This is a genomic window from Tenacibaculum holothuriorum (assembly GCF_002120225.1).
Lineage (GTDB): Bacteria > Bacteroidota > Bacteroidia > Flavobacteriales > Flavobacteriaceae > Polaribacter > Polaribacter holothuriorum.
Map to the genome: position 1 here is coordinate 366,637 of NZ_LAPZ01000001.1, position 21,946 is coordinate 388,582.

Annotated in this window: 24 protein-coding genes; 13 read left to right on the plus strand and 11 right to left on the minus strand. The window is 29.9% G+C overall.

Annotated features, from left to right (window positions below):
- Positions 1 to 70 precede the first annotated feature (70 nt).
- Positions 71 to 1,498, minus strand: a complete 1,428-nt coding sequence (locus WH52_RS01795) for an ATP-dependent DNA helicase (protein WP_086029204.1) — start codon at positions 1,496 to 1,498, stop codon at positions 71 to 73.
- A 101-nt stretch (positions 1,499 to 1,599) separates the two neighbouring features.
- Here WH52_RS01795 and WH52_RS01800 point away from each other — a divergent pair, with 101 nt between their 5' ends.
- The 3 genes from WH52_RS01800 to rsmD are packed head-to-tail and all read left to right on the plus strand — an operon-like array spanning position 1,600 to position 3,696.
- Entirely contained in the window at positions 1,600 to 2,343 is a 744-nt protein-coding gene (locus WH52_RS01800; protein ID WP_086029205.1) for a hypothetical protein, read from the plus strand.
- On the plus strand, positions 2,318 to 3,136 hold the full coding sequence (locus tag WH52_RS01805; protein WP_233131497.1) for a DUF3822 family protein: 819 nt from the start codon (positions 2,318 to 2,320) through the stop codon (positions 3,134 to 3,136). Before WH52_RS01800 ends, WH52_RS01805 begins: the two co-directional genes overlap by 26 nt.
- A complete protein-coding gene (gene rsmD / locus WH52_RS01810; protein WP_086029206.1) occupies positions 3,136 to 3,696 on the plus strand; it encodes a 16S rRNA (guanine(966)-N(2))-methyltransferase RsmD in 561 nt (186 codons plus the stop codon). Before WH52_RS01805 ends, rsmD begins: the two co-directional genes overlap by 1 nt.
- A 56-nt stretch (positions 3,697 to 3,752) precedes the next feature.
- Here the strand turns inward: rsmD and WH52_RS01815 are convergent, their stop codons facing one another.
- On the minus strand, positions 3,753 to 5,375 hold the full coding sequence (locus WH52_RS01815; protein ID WP_086029207.1) for an ABC-F family ATP-binding cassette domain-containing protein: 1,623 nt from the start codon (positions 5,373 to 5,375) through the stop codon (positions 3,753 to 3,755).
- 176 nt (positions 5,376 to 5,551) lie between these two features.
- Between WH52_RS01815 and WH52_RS01820 the strand changes: the two genes are divergently transcribed.
- The 3 genes from WH52_RS01820 to WH52_RS15005 all read left to right on the plus strand — a co-directional run bounded on the left by WH52_RS01820 (position 5,552) and on the right by WH52_RS15005 (position 9,540).
- Positions 5,552 to 6,913, plus strand: a complete 1,362-nt coding sequence (locus WH52_RS01820; RefSeq protein ID WP_086029208.1) for a thioredoxin domain-containing protein — start codon at positions 5,552 to 5,554, stop codon at positions 6,911 to 6,913.
- 126 nt (positions 6,914 to 7,039) lie between these two features.
- Positions 7,040 to 8,827, plus strand: coding sequence for a DEAD/DEAH box helicase (locus WH52_RS01825; RefSeq protein ID WP_086029209.1), 1,788 nt, complete (start codon positions 7,040 to 7,042; stop codon positions 8,825 to 8,827).
- Positions 8,828 to 8,907: 80 nt separating this feature from the next.
- Positions 8,908 to 9,540 (plus strand): acyloxyacyl hydrolase, encoded by a 633-nt coding sequence (locus WH52_RS15005; RefSeq protein ID WP_233131498.1) that lies wholly within the window; start codon positions 8,908 to 8,910, stop codon positions 9,538 to 9,540.
- A 150-nt stretch (positions 9,541 to 9,690) separates the two neighbouring features.
- Here the strand turns inward: WH52_RS15005 and WH52_RS01835 are convergent, their stop codons facing one another.
- Positions 9,691 to 10,245, minus strand: coding sequence for a LysM peptidoglycan-binding domain-containing protein (locus WH52_RS01835; protein WP_086029210.1), 555 nt, complete (start codon positions 10,243 to 10,245; stop codon positions 9,691 to 9,693).
- A 115-nt stretch (positions 10,246 to 10,360) separates the two neighbouring features.
- Between WH52_RS01835 and WH52_RS01840 the strand changes: the two genes are divergently transcribed.
- A complete protein-coding gene (locus tag WH52_RS01840; RefSeq protein ID WP_086029211.1) occupies positions 10,361 to 10,795 on the plus strand; it encodes a hypothetical protein in 435 nt (144 codons plus the stop codon).
- A gap of 38 nt (positions 10,796 to 10,833) precedes the next feature.
- Here WH52_RS01840 and WH52_RS01845 read toward each other — a convergent pair whose 3' ends face one another.
- Genes WH52_RS01845 through WH52_RS01860 form a run of 4 tightly spaced genes read right to left on the minus strand, consistent with a single transcriptional unit; the run spans position 10,834 to position 13,463 of the window.
- Positions 10,834 to 11,295 carry a MaoC family dehydratase gene (locus tag WH52_RS01845; protein WP_086029402.1) on the minus strand — a complete coding sequence of 154 codons (462 nt, stop codon included), beginning with the start codon at positions 11,293 to 11,295 and terminating at the stop codon, positions 10,834 to 10,836.
- Positions 11,296 to 11,301: 6 nt separating this feature from the next.
- Positions 11,302 to 11,922 (minus strand): trimeric intracellular cation channel family protein, encoded by a 621-nt coding sequence (locus WH52_RS01850; RefSeq protein WP_086029212.1) that lies wholly within the window; start codon positions 11,920 to 11,922, stop codon positions 11,302 to 11,304.
- Positions 11,922 to 13,040, minus strand: coding sequence for a DEAD/DEAH box helicase (locus WH52_RS01855; protein ID WP_086029213.1), 1,119 nt, complete (start codon positions 13,038 to 13,040; stop codon positions 11,922 to 11,924). The genes WH52_RS01850 and WH52_RS01855 overlap by 1 nt, the downstream gene beginning before the upstream one ends.
- A 33-nt stretch (positions 13,041 to 13,073) precedes the next feature.
- The gene (locus WH52_RS01860; protein WP_086029214.1) at positions 13,074 to 13,463 is read right to left on the minus strand and encodes an acyl-CoA thioesterase; all 390 of its coding nucleotides are present in this window, start codon (positions 13,461 to 13,463) and stop codon (positions 13,074 to 13,076) included.
- Between the two features lie 101 nt (positions 13,464 to 13,564).
- Between WH52_RS01860 and WH52_RS01865 the strand changes: the two genes are divergently transcribed.
- The gene (locus tag WH52_RS01865; protein WP_086029215.1) at positions 13,565 to 14,902 is read left to right on the plus strand and encodes an MATE family efflux transporter; all 1,338 of its coding nucleotides are present in this window, start codon (positions 13,565 to 13,567) and stop codon (positions 14,900 to 14,902) included.
- Here WH52_RS01865 and WH52_RS01870 read toward each other — a convergent pair.
- The 3 genes from WH52_RS01870 to WH52_RS01880 form a co-directional block, all read right to left on the minus strand.
- Complete coding sequence (locus WH52_RS01870; RefSeq protein WP_086029216.1) at positions 14,894 to 15,565, minus strand: DUF2461 domain-containing protein; 672 nt, start codon at positions 15,563 to 15,565, stop codon at positions 14,894 to 14,896. The genes WH52_RS01865 and WH52_RS01870 overlap by 9 nt on opposite strands.
- A 97-nt stretch (positions 15,566 to 15,662) precedes the next feature.
- Complete coding sequence (locus WH52_RS01875; protein WP_086029217.1) at positions 15,663 to 16,958, minus strand: MFS transporter; 1,296 nt, start codon at positions 16,956 to 16,958, stop codon at positions 15,663 to 15,665.
- A 72-nt stretch (positions 16,959 to 17,030) separates the two neighbouring features.
- On the minus strand, positions 17,031 to 17,840 hold the full coding sequence (locus WH52_RS01880; RefSeq protein WP_086029218.1) for a M48 family metallopeptidase: 810 nt from the start codon (positions 17,838 to 17,840) through the stop codon (positions 17,031 to 17,033).
- 147 nt (positions 17,841 to 17,987) lie between these two features.
- Here WH52_RS01880 and WH52_RS01885 point away from each other — a divergent pair, with 147 nt between their 5' ends.
- From WH52_RS01885 to WH52_RS01905, 5 genes are read left to right on the plus strand one after another with little or no spacing between them, the layout of a single operon-like run.
- Entirely contained in the window at positions 17,988 to 18,866 is an 879-nt protein-coding gene (locus WH52_RS01885; RefSeq protein WP_086029219.1) for an alpha/beta hydrolase, read from the plus strand.
- A 40-nt stretch (positions 18,867 to 18,906) separates the two neighbouring features.
- Complete coding sequence (gene msrB, locus WH52_RS01890) at positions 18,907 to 19,386, plus strand: peptide-methionine (R)-S-oxide reductase MsrB (protein ID WP_086029220.1); 480 nt, start codon at positions 18,907 to 18,909, stop codon at positions 19,384 to 19,386.
- Positions 19,387 to 19,434: 48 nt separating this feature from the next.
- Positions 19,435 to 19,989, plus strand: coding sequence for a DUF1572 family protein (locus tag WH52_RS01895; RefSeq protein ID WP_086029221.1), 555 nt, complete (start codon positions 19,435 to 19,437; stop codon positions 19,987 to 19,989).
- A 22-nt stretch (positions 19,990 to 20,011) separates the two neighbouring features.
- A complete protein-coding gene (locus tag WH52_RS01900; protein WP_086029222.1) occupies positions 20,012 to 20,551 on the plus strand; it encodes a GNAT family N-acetyltransferase in 540 nt (179 codons plus the stop codon).
- 40 nt (positions 20,552 to 20,591) lie between these two features.
- Complete coding sequence (locus WH52_RS01905) at positions 20,592 to 21,194, plus strand: hypothetical protein (RefSeq protein WP_086029223.1); 603 nt, start codon at positions 20,592 to 20,594, stop codon at positions 21,192 to 21,194.
- On the opposite strand, the gene WH52_RS01910 is transcribed toward WH52_RS01905, so the two are convergent.
- Entirely contained in the window at positions 21,191 to 21,946 is a 756-nt protein-coding gene (locus tag WH52_RS01910) for a LytR/AlgR family response regulator transcription factor (protein WP_086029224.1), read from the minus strand. The two genes, WH52_RS01905 and WH52_RS01910, sit on opposite strands and share 4 nt — an antisense overlap.

The following is a 21,946-nucleotide window of genomic DNA, read 5'->3' on the forward strand; positions in this document are numbered from 1 at the left end:
TAGTTTGATTGGTAAACAAATGTACTATTTTTAAATAGCGATTAAATTATATTAACAAAATGCTAACATTTTATTCTAAAAAATACTCTTCTTTAAAACCAATTAAATACAGTTTTTCTTGGGCACGTGTTATAGCAGTATATAACCAACGTAAATATTCTACAGATGGTCCGTCCGGTAAATAAGGCTGCTCTATAAATATAGTTTTCCATTGCCCTCCTTGAGATTTATGACAGGTCATTGCATAAGAAAACTTAACTTGTAATGCATTGAAATATTTATTCTTTTTAACACCCATAAACTGTTTGTACTTCGATTTTTCGTGTGCAAAATCTTCTTTTACAGCTTCGTAAAGTTTATTAGATTCTTCATAAGTTAATGATGGACTTTCACTCGTTAACGTATCTAACAACAATACAGTATCAAAAGGTTGCATATCAGGATAATCAATCATACGGATTTCTACTTCAGCAAATTTAAATCCGTATAATTCTTTAATGTTATGAATTCGTTGAACTTCACAAATATCTCCATTGGCAATAAATCCTGCAGATGAAGAACTTTTTAACCAGAAATAATTGTTCTTAACTACCATTACATAATCACCAACCGATATTTCGTTTTCTTGTCCTCTAATTTTTGTTCTAATTTGCTGATTGTATTGATTCGCTCTTTTATTAGAACGAACAATAATTGCGGTATCTTCTACACCAATATCTCCATCATATGCCGATGTTATAGCATCTTGAATATCGTAACCGTCTTCTAAACGAATAATGTCAGGAAAATTCAAATCGAATATAAAATGAGTTGCTTCATTTTGAATTAGGATACGTAAATCGGTAGCATTGAATAAGATTCCAGAGTCTTCTTGCTGTCTAACTACTTCGTCTAATTCGATGTCTAACACATCCTTATTATATTGATAAGCAAGTTCATCGGGTTCTAAAGCTGGACTCACATTCAACTTTACTGGTGGTAACTGTGCTGTATCTCCAATAAAAATAAGTTTGCAATTTTTACCAGAATACACATATTGCATTAAGTCATTTAATAACGATCCGTTTTCAAAAAGTTTCGCATTTTGCTGTTGATCAGAAATCATGGAAGCTTCATCAACTATAAATATTGTATTCGTATGCTTATTAGGTTGTAATACAAAATTTACACCTCCATTACTTTGTTTTTTAGGAAAATAGATTTTTTTATGTACGGTAAATGCTTCTTTTTTAGAATAATTGGCTATTACTTTAGCGGCTCTACCCGTTGGAGCTAATAAAACACCTTTTTTACCTGCTTTCCATAAACTATTAACAAATACGCTAATTACAGTTGTTTTTCCTGTACCTGCATATCCTTTTAAAACAAATAATTCTCTATCATTATCGGTATAAATAAACCTAGAAAGAGTTTCTAACAACTTGGTTTGCTTTATAGTAGGTGAATACGGAAATTTTTTAAGGATTTCTTTATAAAATTCAGAAGGTGTCTTTAACATATTTTTAAATATGAGCAAAGATAAATCTAATTGCAATATTTATTTTTATGATTAAAAAAAAATTGTAGATTTGCCAGTATCATATATTAAAAACAATAAAAATGAATTTATTAGTAATGATTTTAGCAGCTGTGGCGGTTGCATTTCTTTTAGCTTTTTTAATAGTAAAATTTGTACCATTAAAAGCAAGACCTGTAATATCTATTTTATTATTACTGGCAGCAGGGTATTTAGGATACCTTATTTATGGTGCTATTATGGAGCCTATTAACTTTAACAAAGAGAAAAAAGTTCGTTACGCTAAAGTTATTAATAACTTAAAACAAATTCGTGATGCCCAAATTAAGTACAACGAAGCTAAAGGTACTTACGCTAAAGATAAAAACGAATTAATTACTTTCATCGAAGGAGATTCATTAGCTATCACTCAAGTAAACAACGTTGAAAAAGAAGTTGAATTAGGTGGTGGAATTACTAAAAAGATTTCTGTAAGAGTTGTTGATACTGTAGATTTTGAACCAGCAAAGAACTACTTTAAAGATGTAGATTATAAAGGAATGTTTAACGTTCCTGGAACTGATAAAGAATTTACTATTGCTACTGGAATGGTAGAAAAAGTAGCTGGATTAAACGTTCCTGTATTCGAAGCTAAAGTTGATAAAGCTTCAATCTTAAAAGGAATGAATCCTAACTTAGTAAAACAAGAATTAGAAGCTGTAGAAAATGATCAAATTAAAGGAGAATTTGTTTCTGTAGGATCATTAGACGAAGTTTCAACTGGTGGTAACTGGCCTCCTTCTTACGATAAAGCTGAAGCACTTGCAAAAAAAGACGAGAAGAAATAATAAGGCAGTAGCACAGAATAAAAAATTATCCATCCAATTTAGTTTGGATGGATTTTCTTTTTGTATTCTAAATTCAGATACTGAAGAAATCATCACTTTCACTAAATACGAATTTGATAAACCTGTTTCTTCTCCTGAGCTTTTATTAAGTAATTTAATGAATGTTTTTGCTTCTGATAATGACTTACAAGGAGACTTTACCTCTGTTTTTGCAGTTCATCAAAATAATTTAGCGACTCTAGTTCCTGAAGAATATTTTGATAGAAACAATCTTAAACCGTATTTAAAATATTCGGTAAAAACCTTACCTACCGACTATATCACTTACGATACTCTTGACAATATTGAAGCTAATACCGTTTACATTCCTTATGTAAATATCAATAATTACTTATTTCAAAATTTTGGGGAATTTGAATTCAAGCATCATTCAACTGTATTAGTAGATAAACTCTTGAATCTTAATAATGAACACCAACAATTTTATGTTTATGTAAATTCAAAATCTATAGACATTATTGTAACCAAAGGAAAGCAGCTTTTATTTAGCAATTCATTTTCTTACGAAACAAAAGAAGATTTCTTGTATTATATTTTATTTACAGCTGAACAATTACAAATGGATCCTAATGAGTTTTCTTTAACATTTATTGGTGATATTGAAAAAGAATCAGAATTGTACAACATAACCTACAATTATGTAAGAAATGTTGATTTTATAAAAAGCAACAATACTTTCTTTAAGGAAAGTGAAGAGTTTTCTAATCACTCAAACTACATTTTAATAGGATAATGAGAATTATATCAGGAAAATATAAAAGTAAAAGAATTTCTGCACCAAAAAATTTACCTGTTCGTCCAACGACAGATATGGCAAAGGAATCTCTATTTAATATACTTAATAACTTGTATTATTTTGATGGAATTTCTGTCATCGATTTATTTGCAGGTACTGGTAACATCAGTTACGAATTTGCTTCTCGAGGAACACAAGAAATTTATGCAATTGATACACATTATAATTGTATTAAATTCATCAATGAAACCGCAAAAAATTTAAATACTGAAATTAATACTTTTAAAAGCGATGTTTTTAAATTCTTAGAAAAAACTCCTTTAAAAACCGATGTTATTTTTGCTGATCCTCCTTACGATTTTGAGGAAAGTCAATTTTTAAAAATAGTCGATTTAGTTTTTGAAAGAAACCTTTTAAATGACGATGGATTGTTAATTGTTGAACACTCTAAACATACAGATTTAACTGATCATCCAAAACACAGTTACGATAAACGTTATGGTGGTAATGTTTTCAGTTTTTTTGAAAATGAAAGTATTACTGACGAAGAAAAATAAAAAAAGGAAGCAAAATTGCTTCCTTTTTTGTTTTATAAATTAAGTATTCTGCGATTTTAAAAATACATTTTCTCTCTTAATTCTTTTACTTTCGGATCGTCTAAATACTCATCGAAAGTAGCATATTTATCAATTACTCCTTTTGGTGTAATCTCAATAATTCTATTCGCTACAGTTTGTGCAAACTCATGATCGTGTGTTGTAAATAATACAGTTCCTTTAAAATTAATTAAGGAGTTGTTTAGTGCTTGAATAGATTCTAAGTCTAAGTGGTTTGTTGGTTCGTCTAATAAAAGAATGTTAGCACGAGTCATCATCATTCGAGATAACATACAACGTACTTTCTCACCTCCAGACAATACATTACTTTTCTTTAATGCTTCTTCACCAGAGAAAATCATTTTCCCTAAGAAACCTCTTAAGAAAACTTCTTCTCTCTCCTCCTCTGTTTTTGCATACTGACGTAACCAATCTACTAAGTTTAACTCTCCGTTTTGGAAAAAATCAGAGTTGTCTGCTGGTAAATATGATTGCGTTGTGGTAACACCCCAACTAACTTTTCCAGCATCAGCAGGATCATTATCAGTAATCGCTTGATAAAAAGCAGTTGTTGCTTTAGAATTTTTAGAAATAATAGCAACTTTATCTCCTCTATTTAAGTTTATATCGATGTTTGAGAATAATAATTCTCCTTCAGCATCTGTTTTAGATAAACCTTCAACATTTAAAATCTGATCACCTGCTTCTCTATCTCTTTCAAAAATAATTGCAGGATAACGACGACTTGATGGCTTAATTTCTTCAACATTTAATTTCTCAATCATTTTCTTACGAGATGTAGCTTGCTTAGATTTTGCTACGTTTGCAGAAAAACGACGGATAAATTCTTCTAATTCTTTCTTCTTATCTTCTGCCTTCTTGTTTTGTTGAGCTCTCTGTTTAGCCGCTAATTGAGAAGATTCATACCAGAATGTATAGTTCCCTGAGAAATGGTTAATCTTACTAAAATCAATATCAGAAATATGCGTACAAACAGCATCTAAAAAGTGACGATCGTGAGATACAACAATTACAGTATTATCGTAATTAGCTAAGAAATTTTCTAACCAAGAAATAGTTTCGAAGTCAAGGTCATTGGTAGGCTCATCCATAATTAATACATCAGGATTTCCAAATAATGCTTGTGCTAATAACACACGTACTTTTTGCTTACCATCTAAATCTTTAACTAAAGAATAATGTAAATCTTCTTTAATACCTAAGTTAGATAACATTGCTGCAGCTTCGGCATCGGCATTCCAACCATTCATTTCTTCAAACTTAACTTGAAGTTCACCTATTTTCTCTGCATTTTCATCAGTATAATCGGCATATAAAGCATCTATTTCTTTTTTAATAGCATATAAATCTTTATTACCCATTATAACAGTTTCTAAAACTGGAAACTCATCAAAGGCATAGTGGTCTTGAGAAAGTACCGACATACGCTTTCCTGGTTCTAAGTGTACATGACCAGAGGTAGGATCCATTTTCCCAGATAAAATCTTTAAGAAAGTAGATTTTCCTGCTCCGTTAGCACCAATGATCCCGTAGCAATTTCCTTGCGTAAATTTTGTGTTTACTTCATCAAATAAAACACGTTTACCAAATTGAACTGATAAATTAGAAACTGATAACATTCTTTATTTTTTAAATTCGGTGCAAAAGTAAAAAAACTAAATACTTTTTAAGAATTTGCACACAAATATTTAACATATTACATTTGGGCTTTTATAATTCTTTTAACAACGCGTTAACATCAAGATTATAAGGAGATATCTATTTTTGAACATTGAGCTAAACTCATGTATATTGAATGATAAGATACGTTTTACCTCTCATATTATTAACGTTTATTGGTTGTAACTCTAAGCAAAAGGAGAATTACACTTATTTTGGCGGAAAAATAATTAACCCAAAATCTAAGTTTGTAGTTCTTACAAATCATAACAATTTTGCAGATACAATTCCTTTAAAAGACGATCATAGCTTTTTAGGTAAATATAAAGACATAAAAGAAGGTTTATATTACTTTAAGCATGGTCCTGAGCATCAGTATGTTTATATTCAACCACAAGACAGTATTTTACTACGTTTAAATACTTGGGGAGTTTTCGATGAATCTTTAGTTTTTAGTGGTTCAAATGCGCAAAGAAATAATGCTTTAATTGAAGTATTTTTAGAAAATGAAGAAGACCTTAAAAAGTTTTATCAGTTTAAAGGATTAAACTCTAAAGATTACAAAAAAGCATTTGATTCTATCATAAGTCTTAAAAAAGATAAATTAGCTTCTTATATAGATCAAAATGAAGACGAATCTGAACGTTTTTTAAGTTTATTAGAAATAGCTCTCACCTATCAAGCATATACTAAATTAGAGCAATATGCTATTAATAATGCTACGCATCATAAAAAAGATTCATTAAATAATAATTACTTTAATTATAAAGAAAACATTAATACCTCTCTAGATTCATTAATGTTCTTCTATCCTTATAATGAATATGTAATTACAAGTTTATACAACGACGTACATCAAAAAGGAATTAAACATAATACTGAAGCTTTTGTAATTGAACTATTAAATAATATTGGAAGTAAAATAAAAGATGAAAAAGTGAAAAATAGGCTTTTATTTAATTCTACTATTAAACATTTCTTTACCGAAACTTGTCATCGTTCTAACAAAAAAGTTTTGTATACTTTTTTTAAACTAAGTTCTGATATTGATAATAAAAAAGAAATTCAGCGGTTAATTAACGATACCAAGCATGTTACTAAAGGAGATAAATTGCCTTCATTTAATTTAGTAGATGCTACAGGTGAAATGATTGAAGCTTCTAACTTAGTAAAAGGTAAAAAAACCGTTTTATACTTTAGAAATCATAAATCTACTTCAGATGAATGGGTTGCTTCTAGAATAAAATATCTTCAAAAGAAAAACCCTAATATCAACTTCTTAATAGTTAATTCTTGTAAAAAATCTAAAAATTGTTTTACAAAAAATATCGATATTAAAGGGCAACTTAGATTAGCTGACGATAGTAAAGCAAAAGAATTTTTAACTAGTAAATTTTCTCGTTTAATTTTAGTAGATGAAAATGGAATTGTAAAAAACGGGTATAGTAGTTTATCTTCTGATAAATTAAACCAACAATTAGCTGATTTACAAAAATAACTCATCAAGTAGTTCTTAATCGTTTTATTTACCGTACTTTTGCGCCGTCCAAAATCTCACTAAGAGATAAATTTAATTAATAAGAGTTCGCAGAGGGGCATCTGTGAGTTCTGAAAAATTCACAGCATGTCGACATTTTTAGAATTAGGTTTAAAAGAACCTATCACTAGAGCGTTAGTAGACTTAGGTTACGAAACGCCAACTGTTATTCAACAAAAAGCAATTCCACAAATAATTTCTTCAGAAGAAGATTTAAAAGCTTTCGCACAAACTGGTACTGGTAAAACAGCAGCTTTTAGCTTACCTATTATTGAGTTAGCAGATCAAACAAATGTAAATACTCAAGCAATTATTTTATCGCCAACAAGAGAGTTAGCAGTTCAAATTGGTAAAAACATAGAACAATTTTCTAAGTATTTACCTAACTTAAAAACTGTAACTGTTTATGGTGGTGCTAATATCGATGAGCAAATAAGAAAGCTTAAAAGAGGTGCACAAATAGTTGTGGGTACTCCTGGTAGAACAGTTGATTTAATTAAAAGAAGAGCTTTAAAATTGGGTAATGTTCGATGGTTGGTTTTAGATGAAGCTGATGAAATGCTGAACATGGGATTCAAAGATGAATTAGACCAAGTTTTAGAAGCAACTCCAGATAGCAAGCAGACTTTATTATTCTCTGCTACATTCCCAAAGGAAGTTGAAGCAATTGCGAATAATTATATGACGCAACCGGTAGAAATTACTTCTGGTCAGAAAAACCAAGGTTCAGATAACGTAAGTCACGAATATTATTTAGTAAACGAAAGAACTCGTTATCCTGCTTTAAAAAGAGTTGCCGATTTAAATCCTAATATTTACGCAATTGTTTTCTGTAGAACTCGTAGAGAAACTCAAGAAGTTGCTAATAATTTAATTAGAGACGGATATAATGCAGATGCTCTACATGGAGATTTATCGCAAGCACAACGTGATTCTGTTATGGAGAAATTCCGTAAGAAGAATATTCAAATTTTAGTGGCTACAGATGTTGCTGCTCGTGGTTTAGATGTAAATAACTTAACACACGTAATTAACCATAAATTACCAGATCAAATTGAAAATTACAACCACCGTAGTGGTAGAACAGGTAGAGCTGGTAACAAAGGAGTTTCTATTGCTTTGGTTACTAAAAAAGAACAAGGTAGATTACGACCTATCGAAAGAATATTAAAAAAGAAGTTTGAGCAAACTCCTGTTCCTTCAGGAAAAGAAATTTGCGAAAATCAATTATTCCACTTAATCGATAAAGTAAAAAATACAGAAGTTAACACAACTCAAATAGAAGGATTTTTACCTAATATTTATGAGAAGTTAGAAGATTTATCGAGAGAAGAATTAATTCAGAAGTTCGTTTCTTTAGAATTTAACACCTTCTTATCGTACTATGAAAATGCACCAGATTTAAATGATTTAGGTTCGAGAGATAATTCAAGAGGACGTTCTACAGCTGAGAACATGACTCGTTTCTTTATTAATATTGGTAGAAAAGATCGTTTAAATCCAGCCAAATTAATTGGAGTTATCAACGATCAAAACATTGGAGATAAAATTGAAATCGGAGCTATTGATATTTTAGACACCTTCTCTTTCTTTGAAATTGACAAGAATTTTGAAGCTGAAACTTTAGCTGCTTTCGAACAAAACAAACCTGAATTTAGTGGTAGAAAAGTAAATGTAGAAATTACTAAGTCTGACAGAAGATCAGGTGGCGGTGGTCGTCGTAGAAGAAGAGGTCCTGGAGGAGATAGAAGAAGCGACAACAACAGCCCAAGTAAAGGTTTTGGAAGAAGAAGACGTAGTGATTCTAATTCAAACTCAAGTTCTCAAAAAGGAAAAAAAGTAGAAAACTTTAGTAGAAGACGTAGACGTAGATAGTTTTCTTTTTAAATAAGATTTATAAATATCGATTAGGATTTTCTAATCGATATTTTATTTTTGCAACATTATTAAATGTTATGAAACAACTTCTTTCAATTTTATTCTTTCTTATTGTATTCTCAATGAATGCTCAAGAAAAAAGTAAGTTAATTCCGTACAAAATTGGAGTTTTATATAACTACGGAAATGAAGAAAACTTCCTTTTTAACGATAAAGATTATTACTATACAACGAATACTATCAAAGCGCAACTATTTTATAAACTCACCCAGTTTAATAATTTTAAAGTTGATTTAATTTTTCAACCTCAAGTACAATTTTTAAAACATCAGTTATTAAATATTCACTTTGTACAACCTGAAGAAGAAAATTACTTGCTGAAAAGAGAAACTTATGCTTTGCTAAAAAGCATGAACTTATACTCTTTTGAAACAGCTTTAAGTATTCGAAGAACGCTATTAAAAAAACTCGACATACAATTTTCTGTAGGATTAGGGCTATCATACATTGATACACCAACAGAAAGATTAGCTAAAGGTTTTACTTTTATAGAGAACTTTTCTTTAGGTTTTAACTACAAAACAAGTGCTAAAACAAATATTTATTTAGGAAGTAATTTTGGACATGTATCTAACTTTAACTTTGCAAACCCTAATAGTGGATACAACATTTTAGGAATGGAAGTTGGTATTGCTTATCAACTAAAATAAAAAAGGCCCAAGTTTCACTTGAGCCTTTCTTTCATCAACTATTAAAAACTAACTAATCACTAACTTAATTGTTAAGCAATCACTTATAAGACGATGTTTAACCAAGTTAGTTACGCTAATTAATAATCTTTAACAATTTTTTAAGAGCATTTATTTAATTCTCAACTTTTGTCCCACTTTAATCATATTAGAATTTAAACTATTTAACTTTTTTAAAGCCGCCACAGATATATTATGTTTTCTAGCTATACTAAATAAAGTATCACCATTTTTTATTTTATAAACTGATACTGATCTCGATTCTTCTTTAACATCGTTCTTCTTCACAGAACTTTTCTTCTGTATTTTTTCTTCTTTATAACCAACAACTATCTCCTGCCCTACTTCAATTGTATCAAAATCTTCTAAACTATTTAATCTGTATAATTGTGCTAAGTTTAAATTATACTTTCTAGCTATAATACTTAAGGTTTCACCTTTTGATACTGTATGAGTAATTGTAGGATCATATTCTACAACCTTTTTTGGTTTCTTTGCTGCTTTTGTTGGTTTTTCAGTAACAACATCACCTGTAATTAAATTCATATAAGCTTCTTTTCCTTCTAACAATATTGTATCCCAGCCTTCTGGCAACTCTTTTTTTTGAGAAAATAAAACAAGATTAATGAAAAAGAACACTAAAATTAAAATTCGATTTTTTGCCATGATTCGTTAAATTTCCTATCAAATATATAAATCTTTACAGCAGTAAAAAACCTTTTACTTTGATTCATTGTAGTTTATTATTAAATTAGATACCTACTAACTCAACTTTTTAACTATGACAAACACTAACAAACCTTCAGTTTTATTTTGGATAATTGGTGTTGTAGCTCTCTTATGGAATGCCATGGGAGTAAATGCTTACATTCAACAAGCCTATAAAACAGATGCTTTTAAAGCTATGTATCCTGACAAAGAAGTTTTAGAAATGGTTCTAAATACTCCTTCTTGGGTTATGGCAGCTTTTGCTATTGCCGTTTTTGGTGGAACGTTAGGCTGTATTTTCTTATTATTAAGAAAGAAAATAGCAACTCCTATCTTTCTTTTGTCTTTAATAGGGATTATAGTTCAAATGTTCTATAATTTATTTATTAGTAAAGCATTAGAAGTTTATGGACCAGGAGCAGTAATTATGCCTATAATGGTATTAGCCTTAGGACTATTTTTATATTTCTATTCTAAAAAAGTAACTCAAAAAGGGTGGCTTTCATAAACTAAATAAAAAAAGCTGATGTAAAAACATCAGCTTTTTTATTCTATTAAGACAAAAATGAATTCTGCTATACACGCAGGTTTTTCTTGCCCTTTAATTTCTACCAAACAATCTATTGTTAATTTTTTTCCTTTGGAAAAATCTTCAATATTTTTAAGTGAACTTTTTAATCGTAATTGGCTATTTACGGGTACCGAATTTGGAAAACGAACTTTGTTTAATCCGTAATTCAATCCCATTTTTACACTTTTAACTTCAATTACGTTCGCTATCAATTCCGATAGCATTGAAACCGACATAAAACCATGAGCTATAGTAGTTTTTGTTGGTGAGTACTTTGCAGCCTTTTCTTCATCAACATGAATCCATTGTTTATCTAATGTTGCATTAGCAAAATCGTTAATCATGGTCTGAGTTATAGTAAACCACTCTCCTACTGGTAAATCTTTACCTACTAAATTATCTAACTCACTAAGGTTATTTAACACTAATTTTTCCATAAACATTTATTTTCCTAAAACATCATTTTTAATTTTCGGTAGCTCTAATTCATATACAACTGCTACAGTTCTAATGGTTACAATTACTAAAGCAGCTAATATAAATTGTAAATCGGCATTTAATTGTAGTTGATCTAATAATAAATATACAACTCCACCCGCTAAACATGCCGAAGCATAAATTTCTTTTTTAAATATTAAAGGAACTCTACGAGTTAACACATCTCTTATAACGCCTCCAAAAACTGCGGAAACCATTCCCATTACTAAAGCTACGAATGGATGTAATTCATAGTTTAATCCTTTTTGTAAACCTAATAATGTAAATACGCTAATACCAATTGTATCGAATAAAAACATGGTTTTTCTCAGAGGAGCTATTTTACTTTTGAACAGAAATGTCACTAAAACTGCTGATAAAATTGTCCATATATAATTAATGTCTCCAATCCAATTTATAGGATGTGCATTAATTAACACATCACGTATCATTCCACCACCTACCGCAGTAACAAAAGCTATTATTATAACTCCAAAAACATCAAAGTCTTTTTTAATAGCAACCAAGGCTCCGCTTATAGCAAAAGCAAAAGTCCCTGCAATATCTATGGCGTAAATAATACTCATTAAATAGTAATTTCTGACAAGTTTATTTGCAATGACTTTTCAACTTCTTTAACCTTGTTTCTTTCGTTTTCAAGAATTAAAGATAACGACACTCCTCTTTTTCCTGCTCTTGCTGTTCTTCCACTTCTATGTGTGTAATATTCTAATTTTTCTGGTAATTGATGATGCAATACAAAACCTAAATCTTTTACATCAATTCCTCTTGCTGCAACATCTGTTGATACTAATACTTGTAAACTTTCATTTTTAAAAGCACGCATTACCTTATCTCTTTCTTTTTGCTGCATATCACCCTCTAAAGCTTCAACTGAAAAACCTTCTTCTTGTAATTCTTTCGTTAACTTTTTAGCTCCAGCTTTCGTTCTACAGAAAATAATTCCTCTTTCTGAATGTCTTTTCTCTAAAAACTTAACAATTACATCTAACTTTTCTTGAATGGTAGTTTGAACAAACTGATGCGTAATATTAGCATTTACTAAGGCATTTTTATTTACTTCAATTTGTTTTGCTGAAGCATTCATATATTTATTAATAATACTTCTAATTTCATCGGGCATAGTTGCTGAAAACAGCCATGTTTTTCTTGATCCAGACGTGTATTTTAAAATTCTATTCAATTCAAGTTTGAACCCCATACTCAACATTTCATCTGCTTCATCTAAAACTAACGTGTGAATGTTTTTTAAATCAACCTCTCCTCTTTCAATTAAATCTATTAATCTGCCTGGAGTTGCCACCACAATATGAGTAGTTCTTTTTAAATTCTTGATTTGTCGATCAATCTTTTCTCCTCCATAAACAGCTTCAACAAAAATTTTATCATCTACATATTTAGTAAACTTAAATAATTGCTTTTTAATTTGCTGAACCAATTCTCTTGTTGGAGATAAAATTAATGCTTGAATTTGATCTTTCTTCGGATTAATTTTGTGTAAAATTGGTAACCCATAAGCGGCAGTTTTACCAGTACCAGTTTGAGCCAATCCAATAAAATCTGAATTATTTTCAAGTAAATACGGTATCGCTTCTTGTTGTACCTCTGTAGGAGTTTTAATTCCTAACTCTTTCAATCCTTTTATGTATTCTTTTCGTACTCCTAAATCGGTAAATGTTGTCATTTCAAAATTTTATAAGGGCAAAGATAGGAGTATTTAAGGCAATAATAACTTTTTAATTTCTTCAGTAATTCGTTTAGGTCTATGCGATTTAGCATCTAACAAACACCAAGTAGTTTTTGCTTTGGCTAACAAAATTTCTTCTTTAAAAAATTCGACATGACGCTCAGATTTTATTCCTTCGGTAGTACCAACCCAGGTTTTTACAATAACTTCATCATTCAATACTGCCTGATTTTTATAGTCTATTTCATGACGAATAACTACCCAAATATAGTCCGTTAATTGCTCTTTATCTTTGGTTAAATAGTTCCAATGCTCTTCGGCTACATCTTGTACCCATTGTAAATACACCACGTTATTTACGTGATTAAGCATATCTATTTCATTTTCTTTTACTAGTCGTGTTGTTTCATAAACTTCCATTTAACAAACTTACAGTATTGATGTTAATTATTACTTAAATGTGATAGAGATTTTATACCAATCGGATAATATTTTAGATATTCGAATGCTCAATTTTAATTATGAATAAAACTACCAGCAAATTTGGTACTGAAAAAATAAGTAAGCTTCTTTTACAGCAAGCAATACCTGCTTCCATAGGAATTTTAGTCATGTCTTTAAACATGATTGTAGATACAATTTTTGTTGGAAAATGGATTGGCGTATTAGCTATTGCAGCTATTACGGTTGTATTACCAATAGCTTTCTTTATTTCTTCTATTGGAATGGGAATTGGTGTTGGTGGTAGTTCTATTATCTCTAGAGCATTAGGTAAAAAGCAATCTTCTAAAGCTTTTGAAGTATTTGGTAATCAGATAAGTTTAACCTTAGGTCTTTCCTTTTTATTTGTATTTGGCAGCACATTTTTTTGCTTACCAATCTTACAGCTTTTTGGTGCGAATGGTAACATCATAGAGCCTGCTACAGAATATTTTCATGTAATTATTTGGGGAGTTCCTTTTTTAGCGTTTGCTATGATGGGGAACCCAGTGATTAGAGCCGTTGGAAAACCCAACTATGCAATGTTTACGTTGATATTTCCTGCTATATCTAATATTATTTTAGACATACTTTTTATTAAAATAATGAATTTAGGAATGTTCGGAGCAGGATTAGCAACCTCAATATCTTATGGAGTTAGCGGATTGTTTATTTTATGGTTTTTTCTTTCTAAAAATTCTGAATTAAAGATTATTCCTAAATACTTTATTATCAACTTTTCGATATTAAAAGAGATTGTTTCTTTAGGTGGAATTACAGTTATTAGACAAGGTGTAATTAGTATTCTTGTTGTCATTTTAAACTATACACTTTATAAATACGGTGGTGAAATTTCGATAGCTATTTACGGTATTATCAATAGAGTTATGATGTTTGCTTTATTTCCTGTTTTAGGTGTAACTCAAGGTTTTTTACCCATCGCGGGGTATAATTATGGAGCTAACAACTCGATGAGAGTGAGAGAAACTATTAAGACATCTATTTGGTTTGGAACTGCAATTGCAACCTTAATTTTTGTATTAATAATGCTTTTCCCAAACCAATTGGTAAACTTATTTACAAACGATAAAGAATTATTGCTACTTACTCCAAATGCTTTAATTATCGCCTTTTTAGCTACTCCAGTAATTACCATTCAATTAATTGGTTCAGCTTATTTTCAAGCAGCTGGTAAAGCAACTCCCGCCCTATTATTAACGCTATTAAAACAAGGTTTTTTCTTAATTCCCTTAGTATATATTTTACCTGAATTTTTTGGTGTAAATGGTGTTTGGATGTCATTTCCTATTGCCGATATTCTTTCGACAGTAGTAACTTATTGGTTTCTTAAGAAAGAAATTAAAATCAACTTAAATTAAACTCTCTCCGTTTAGATTTGTTGTTAAAATATCACTCATTAAATTGAAATACGGTCGAAGTGCTTTAAATGAATCGTCTATTTCTTGTACAAAATTTGCTGAAAGCACCTCTTTATCCGTAAACTTTCTAACTGCAATAAATCCTTTTTTTCTGATTAAATCTATTGCTGGATGAGTTTTATCAAATCCTTTTGGTGCAGATTTTAATTCTTCTCCTTCTAACTCTCCTCCGAAATATTTGACAAATTTTTCTTCTGAAAGGATTTCTCTAATCTCAGAATCATCTAATTCGAATTCTTTTCGTATTCTAAATAAATCGTCTTTTTCTGGTTGCCAAAATCCACCTCCTAATACGGTATCTCCTGGTTTTATTTGTAAGAAATATCCGCCCCTTAAATGTTTTCCTTTTCTTGAATAAGAAACTGCAAATCGTGGATTGTAGGGAGTTTTATCTTTTGAAAAACGTACATCTCTGTATATACGATACACTTTTTGTTTTTCTATCTCGTCGTGTAATTCTAAGTTGTGATGAATGTTAGAAAATACTTCTTTAGCATTAGCTAATGAATTTTCGTATACTTTTTTATGTTCTGCAAACCAATCACGGTTATTATTTTCATGTAAATCTTTTAAAAACTGATACGAAGTATTTTCTAATTTCATTATTTATATAGATTATTTAATAATAATTTCAAGATACAAAAAAACTCCACAAAATAATGTGGAGCTTCAGTAAATCTTATTTTTAAATCATGTTGTTTTATTCTACATACTTGGTTTTCTTTAACGTGCTTAAAATTATAAATGACGCTAAAAAGAAAATCGCTAAACATAATACACTCCATTGCATAGAGTTAGTTATAGCATAAAGTAAACCATAAACAAATGTACCTAATACGATAGCTATTTTTTCGGTAACATCATAAAAACTAAAGTAGGTTGCATGGTCTTCGGTTTCTGGTAATAATTTAGAATATGTTGATCTTGTTAACGATTGAATAGCTCCTTGTACCAAACCTAATAAACCTCCTAAACCGTAAAAATAAACCGCTACATGCTCTTGGTTTTTATCTAACATAAAAGCACAAAAACAAACCAATGTCCAAATTCCTAATGTTATTTTTAAAGCTGAAATATTACCAATTCTTTCAGACAATCTAGAAAAAATAGCTGCTCCTGCAATAGCTACAATTTGTACTACCAAAATAGTAACTATTAAACTTGTTGACGAAAGTCCTAATTCTGATGAACCAAAAATAGCAGCCATTAAAATAATGGTTTGTACACCAACACTTAATAAAAAGAAGGATATTAAAAAACGTTTTAATGTTGGATATTCTAATACTTCTTTTAAAACTATTTGTAGTTCTCTAAAACCTTTCCAGATATAATCTGCTTCAGGTTTTTTATTATAAATATCGTCTGGTAGTCTTTTAAAAGTAATTTGTGCAAAACCAATCCACCAAATACCTACCATAACAAATGATATTCTTGAAGCCATACCCGCTGTGATTCCAAATAAATCTGGCATCTGGATTAAAATAAGGTTTATAATTAATAGAATTACTGAACCTATATATCCATAAATAAAGCCTTTTGCACTTGCTCTATCTTGTTGCTCTGGATGTGCTACTTCTGGTAAATAAGCGTTATAAAATACTAAACTTGCCCAAAAACCAATGCTTGCCAAAATAGTAAACCATATTCCAATCCAAACGGTATCTACTCCATCAAAAAAGAATAAACTCATTACAGATAAACCTCCCATCCAACAGAAAAATTTCATAAATTTTTTCTTACTTCCGGTATAATCAGCAATTCCTGATAAAATTGGAGAAATAAAAGCTACTACTAAAAATGAAAAGGATAAAGCATAACTATATAAACTATCTGGATGTTCCCACTCCATTCCTAAAAATTGTACTGTTTTACCATCGGTAACAGCACTATAATACAACGGAAATACTGCTGTACTAATTACTAAAGAATATACTGAATTTGCCCAATCGTAAAACGCCCAAGCATTAATTAACTTCTTATCTCCTATTTTATACATATAAATAAATTCAATAAAAAAACCGTTCAAAAAAATGAACGGTTTGCAATATACTATAATTTATTTATCCTCTTATTTATTGGAAGGAACATTATATTTAGCTGCTAAACGCTTAGCTTCTGGTAAAAACGCCCTTAAAGTTTGAATTCTAGTTTGGTTAGAAGGGTGCGTACTTAAAAATTCTGCTGGTGCTTTACCTCCTGCTTTTTGACTCATTCTTACCCAAACTTCAGCAGCTTCATTACCATCATAACCTGCCATTAACATAAATACTAATCCTAATTTATCTGCTTCAGTTTCGTGGCTTCTACTAAAAGGCAACATAATTCCTACTTGAGTTCCTAAACCATAAGCCATATTCCACATTTGAGCATTCTTACTATTTCTTGTTCCTAAAGCTACTGCTACTCCTCCTAATTGTTGTAATTGTCCTGTAGACATACGTTCTTGACCATGTTTAGCAAATGCATGTGCAATCTCATGTCCCATTACAGCAGCTACACCATCTTCATTTGCGCAAATAGGCATAATACCTGTGTAAAAAACTACTTTTCCTCCTGGTAAACACCAAGCATTTACAGTTTTGTCTTCTACTAAATTAAATTCCCATTTGTAAGAATCAGCTTCAGCTTTCATACCATTAGCACGCATAAATCTATCTACAGCTGCCGATATTTTTTTACCAACTCTTTTTATTTGATTGGTTTTTGATACATCTTTAGATAATTTATTTTTTTCTAAAAACCCTTTATATTGAGCAAAACTTGCAGGTAAAACCTGAGCATCACTTACAAAGTTAAGTCGCTTTCTACCAGTAATTGGCACTGTACTACACTGAATAAAAAATACCGTAGTAATTACTAATGCTATAAGTCTTTTCATTTTAATTTAGTTTTTTATATGTAATAGTTTGTACTTTTTAAGACCCAAAAAATTGTAAAAGTCACATTCATTAAACTATTTTAGCTCTTAATTATTCTTTAAAGTTACATATTCTGTAGTTATCTTTAAAATTATTTTTTTACAATTATGAATCTATTACACTCAAATAAAAAATTTGATGCTAGTATAAAAATTCCAAAGTTCATTCAAATATCTGCTAAGGTTTTACAATCAATATCTTATAAGTTTTTAGTGCGATTTGCCGATTTTTTATTTACAACTCCTATAGGTTACCCTACTCCTAAAAGAGAACAAACTATGGAAGAAAGTGCTCAAAAGAAATCTATTTTTGTTCCTTCTATAAACAGGAATATTCATGTTTTATCTTATGGTTATTCAAAGAAAAAAGTACTATTAGTTCATGGTTGGGCAGGAAGAAGTACTCAACTTTTTATGCTTGCTGATAAACTTTTAGAAAAAGGTTATATGGTAATTTCTTTTGACGGACCAGCACATGGAAAATCTGATGGAAAAAGAACTTACATGCCCGAATTTATGGATACAATTATTGAAATCACCAAAGAATTTGGTCCTTTTAATGCTGCTATTGGTCATTCTTTTGGTGGAATGTCTTTAATAAATACGCTTGATAAAAAAGAGTTCAATTTAGAATGTTTAGTAACTATTGGAGCTGCAGATTCTGTAACCAATGTATTAACCAACTTCTCAAAAAACTTGGGTGTAAAACCAATATTAGCTGAAAAGATGCAGCAATTTTATGAAAAAAATTGGTCGGTAAAACTGAATGATTATGCTCCGATGAATGCTGCAAAAAATGTTAAAATTCCAACATTAGTTGTTCACGATAGTGAAGATGGAGATGTGCCTGTAAGGGCGTCCTATAATATTCGTCAAAATTTACAGAATGGAACATTATTAGTTACTCACGGTTTTGGACACACTAAAATTTTACGTAACAATAATGTCTCTAATAAGATCGTAAAATTTATAACGGAACATACCTAAATAGAACTCTCGCAAAGGGTTTTATCAAAAAGTTAAACACATGAAAAAAATCCTTTTAATAATTCTAACAGTATTTATTGCTAACTGCACAAGCTACGGACAAAAGAAAAAGAAAGTTCAGCGAACTTATAAAATCGAAAAAACGAATGCTGAATGGAAAAAAGCCTTAACTCCAAAACAATATTATGTTTTAAGAGAAGCTGGTACAGAAAGACCTTTTTCTAGTCCACTAAATAAGAATTATAAAAAAGGAACTTATGTTTGTGCTGCCTGTGAAACACCGCTTTACAAATCTGAAAATAAATTCGATTCAGGAACTGGTTGGCCTTCTTTTGATCAAGGAATTACAAAGAATTTAGAATTAGATGTAGATTATAAAATCGGATATGCTCGAACAGAGCTAAAATGCAACACTTGTGGCGGGCATTTAGGACATGCTTTTAATGATGGACCAAGAGAAACAACAGGACAAAGACATTGTATAAATGGAGTCGCTTTAAAATTTATTCCCAAAGGATAAAATCTTTCAAAAAATCGTAAATTAGGGCTGAATATCAGCTCTTTTTTTATGGACAATTCTTACTTAACAAGTGTAAAAAAACAAATAACATATTATAAAAGTTTAGGAGATAAAACATTTGAACAACTAACTGAAGAACAGCTTTTTTGGCAAAAAAATAAACAAAGTAATTCTATTGCTATTATTATAAAACATATTGCAGGAAACATGTTATCTCGTTGGACAAACTTTTTTACAGAAGATGGAGAAAAACCATGGCGAAATCGTGATGATGAATTTGTAAATACTTTTAAGGATAAAGATGAAATGCTAGCTTATTGGGAAAAAGGATGGAACTGTTTTTTAGGTGCAATCAATTCTTTACAACCAGATGATTTAGAAAGAATTATTTATATAAGGAATCAAGGACATACAGTTACAGAAGCTATTAATCGACAAATTTGTCACTATCCATATCATATTGGACAAATAGTATTTTTAGGTAAAATGCTAATTAATGACGAATGGAAATCTCTTTCTATTCCTAAAAACGCTTCAAAACAATACAACAACGAGAAGTTTTCAAAAGAAAAAACTCGTAAACATTTTACTGATGATTTATAGCCCTGTTGTATTTTAGCACCCTATGAAAAATTATATTTTTACTTCAGAAAGGTTAGGCTTTAGAAATTGGAAAAACTCTGATATAGATTTCTTATTTGAACTGAACTCAAATAAAGAAGTGATGAAATATTTCCCTTCTACTCAAACTAAAGAACAATGCGAAGCATTTATGAATAGAATGCAAAACTTATATTATAAAACTAAGTTTTGCTATTTTTTAGTTGAAGAACTAACTACACAAAAAAGTATTGGTTTTATTGGCCTATCTGAACAAACTTATAAGGCCGATTTTAATCCTTCAATAGATATAGGTTGGAGATTACATCCTGATTTTTGGAATAAAGGTTATGCTACCGAAGGTGCTAAAGCTAGTTTATTATATGGTTTTCAACAATTAAAATTAAAAGAAATCGTATCGGTTGCACCAATTATTAACGCTCCTTCAATTTCGGTAATGAATAAAATAGGTATGGAAAAAGTTAACGAATTTAATCATCCGCTTTTAGCTGAGTTTCCTAATTTAGAAAAGTGTGTGTTGTACAGAAAAAGTAACACAATGTAAGTTTATTCGTCTTACTTAGGTAAACTAACCAAAACCTATTATGAAAGACAAAACTCTACCGCAATTATTTATTATTTATCTACGATACATGCTTGGATTTGCATTTGTTTTTGCTGCAATTGTAAAAATTCAAGGATTACGTTTTACTGCAGATAGTGGTGCTTCAAATCCTATAAATTCTGCGTGGCATTATTTTGAAACCATGTATCAATCTGGAATATATTGGAAATTTATAGGAATTGGTCAATTTTTAGCTGGTTTTTTGTTGATGACTCAGCGTTATGCAAAATTAGGTGCTCTATTATTTTTAACTGTAATCGCTAATATTTTCTTTGTCACCATTTCCTACGATTTTAACTATACTCCAGTAATAACAGGTTCAATGTTATTAGCTACAATTTTACTTATAATTTGGGATTGGAGCACGTTTAAAATATTATTCAATAAAACTCCTGTTTTAGAAAACAAGAAACGTTGGGAACATGATAAATCTTGGGAAATTATTGGACTAATTATGGTTTTAATAACAATATTTTCTCGATTAGAATTAACTCCAAATTCAGTTTTAATAGGTTTTCCTTTGTTGTTAATTACTGGAATAATTGGATTGATTATTGGATGGAAAAGGAAAAAGTTATACTAATTACCTTCAAACCATTTTTTAAACAACGATACTTTTTCTCGACTTACAATTATTTCTTTATCAACACTTACTTTTGGTGATATTTTTAAACGACTATTAGAGTAAACTACCACATCTTTTATGGTATTAATTGATATAATAAAGGTTCGGTTTACTCTAAAAAATGAATCTGTGTTAAGAACATTCATAAGATCTTCTAACTTATAATCTAGAATAAACTTTTTATTATTGTTCGTTACTAAATAAACCGTTCTACCATCAGCATAAAACAGAGAAATATCTGTAGTTTTAATAGAATGAATATGATTACCTAAACGAACCAAAAAACGATCTTTTGTTTTTTTAGTAGCTATCTCATCTACCACTTTTTTTATAACTTCTTGAGGAGTGAATAAATTTTGCATGTTTTTAAACTTATTCATTGCCTTAGAAACATCGGTAAATGTTATGGGTTTTAGTATATAATCTATACTATTTACTTTAAATGCATCTACCGCATACTCATCAAAAGCTGTTGTAAAAATTAAAGGTTTATTTATGGTTGCTCTATTAAAAATTTCAAAACTCAATCCGTCGGTTAATTGAATATCCATAAAAACTAAATCATAGTTTTCATTTTCTTGAAACCATGATGTAGCATCTTTTATACTTGATAAAACTTTAATTATACTTATTTCTCTATTAAACTTTAATAAGTAGCGCTCTAGCTTTTCTGATGCTAAATTTTCGTCTTCTACAATTACAATTTTCAT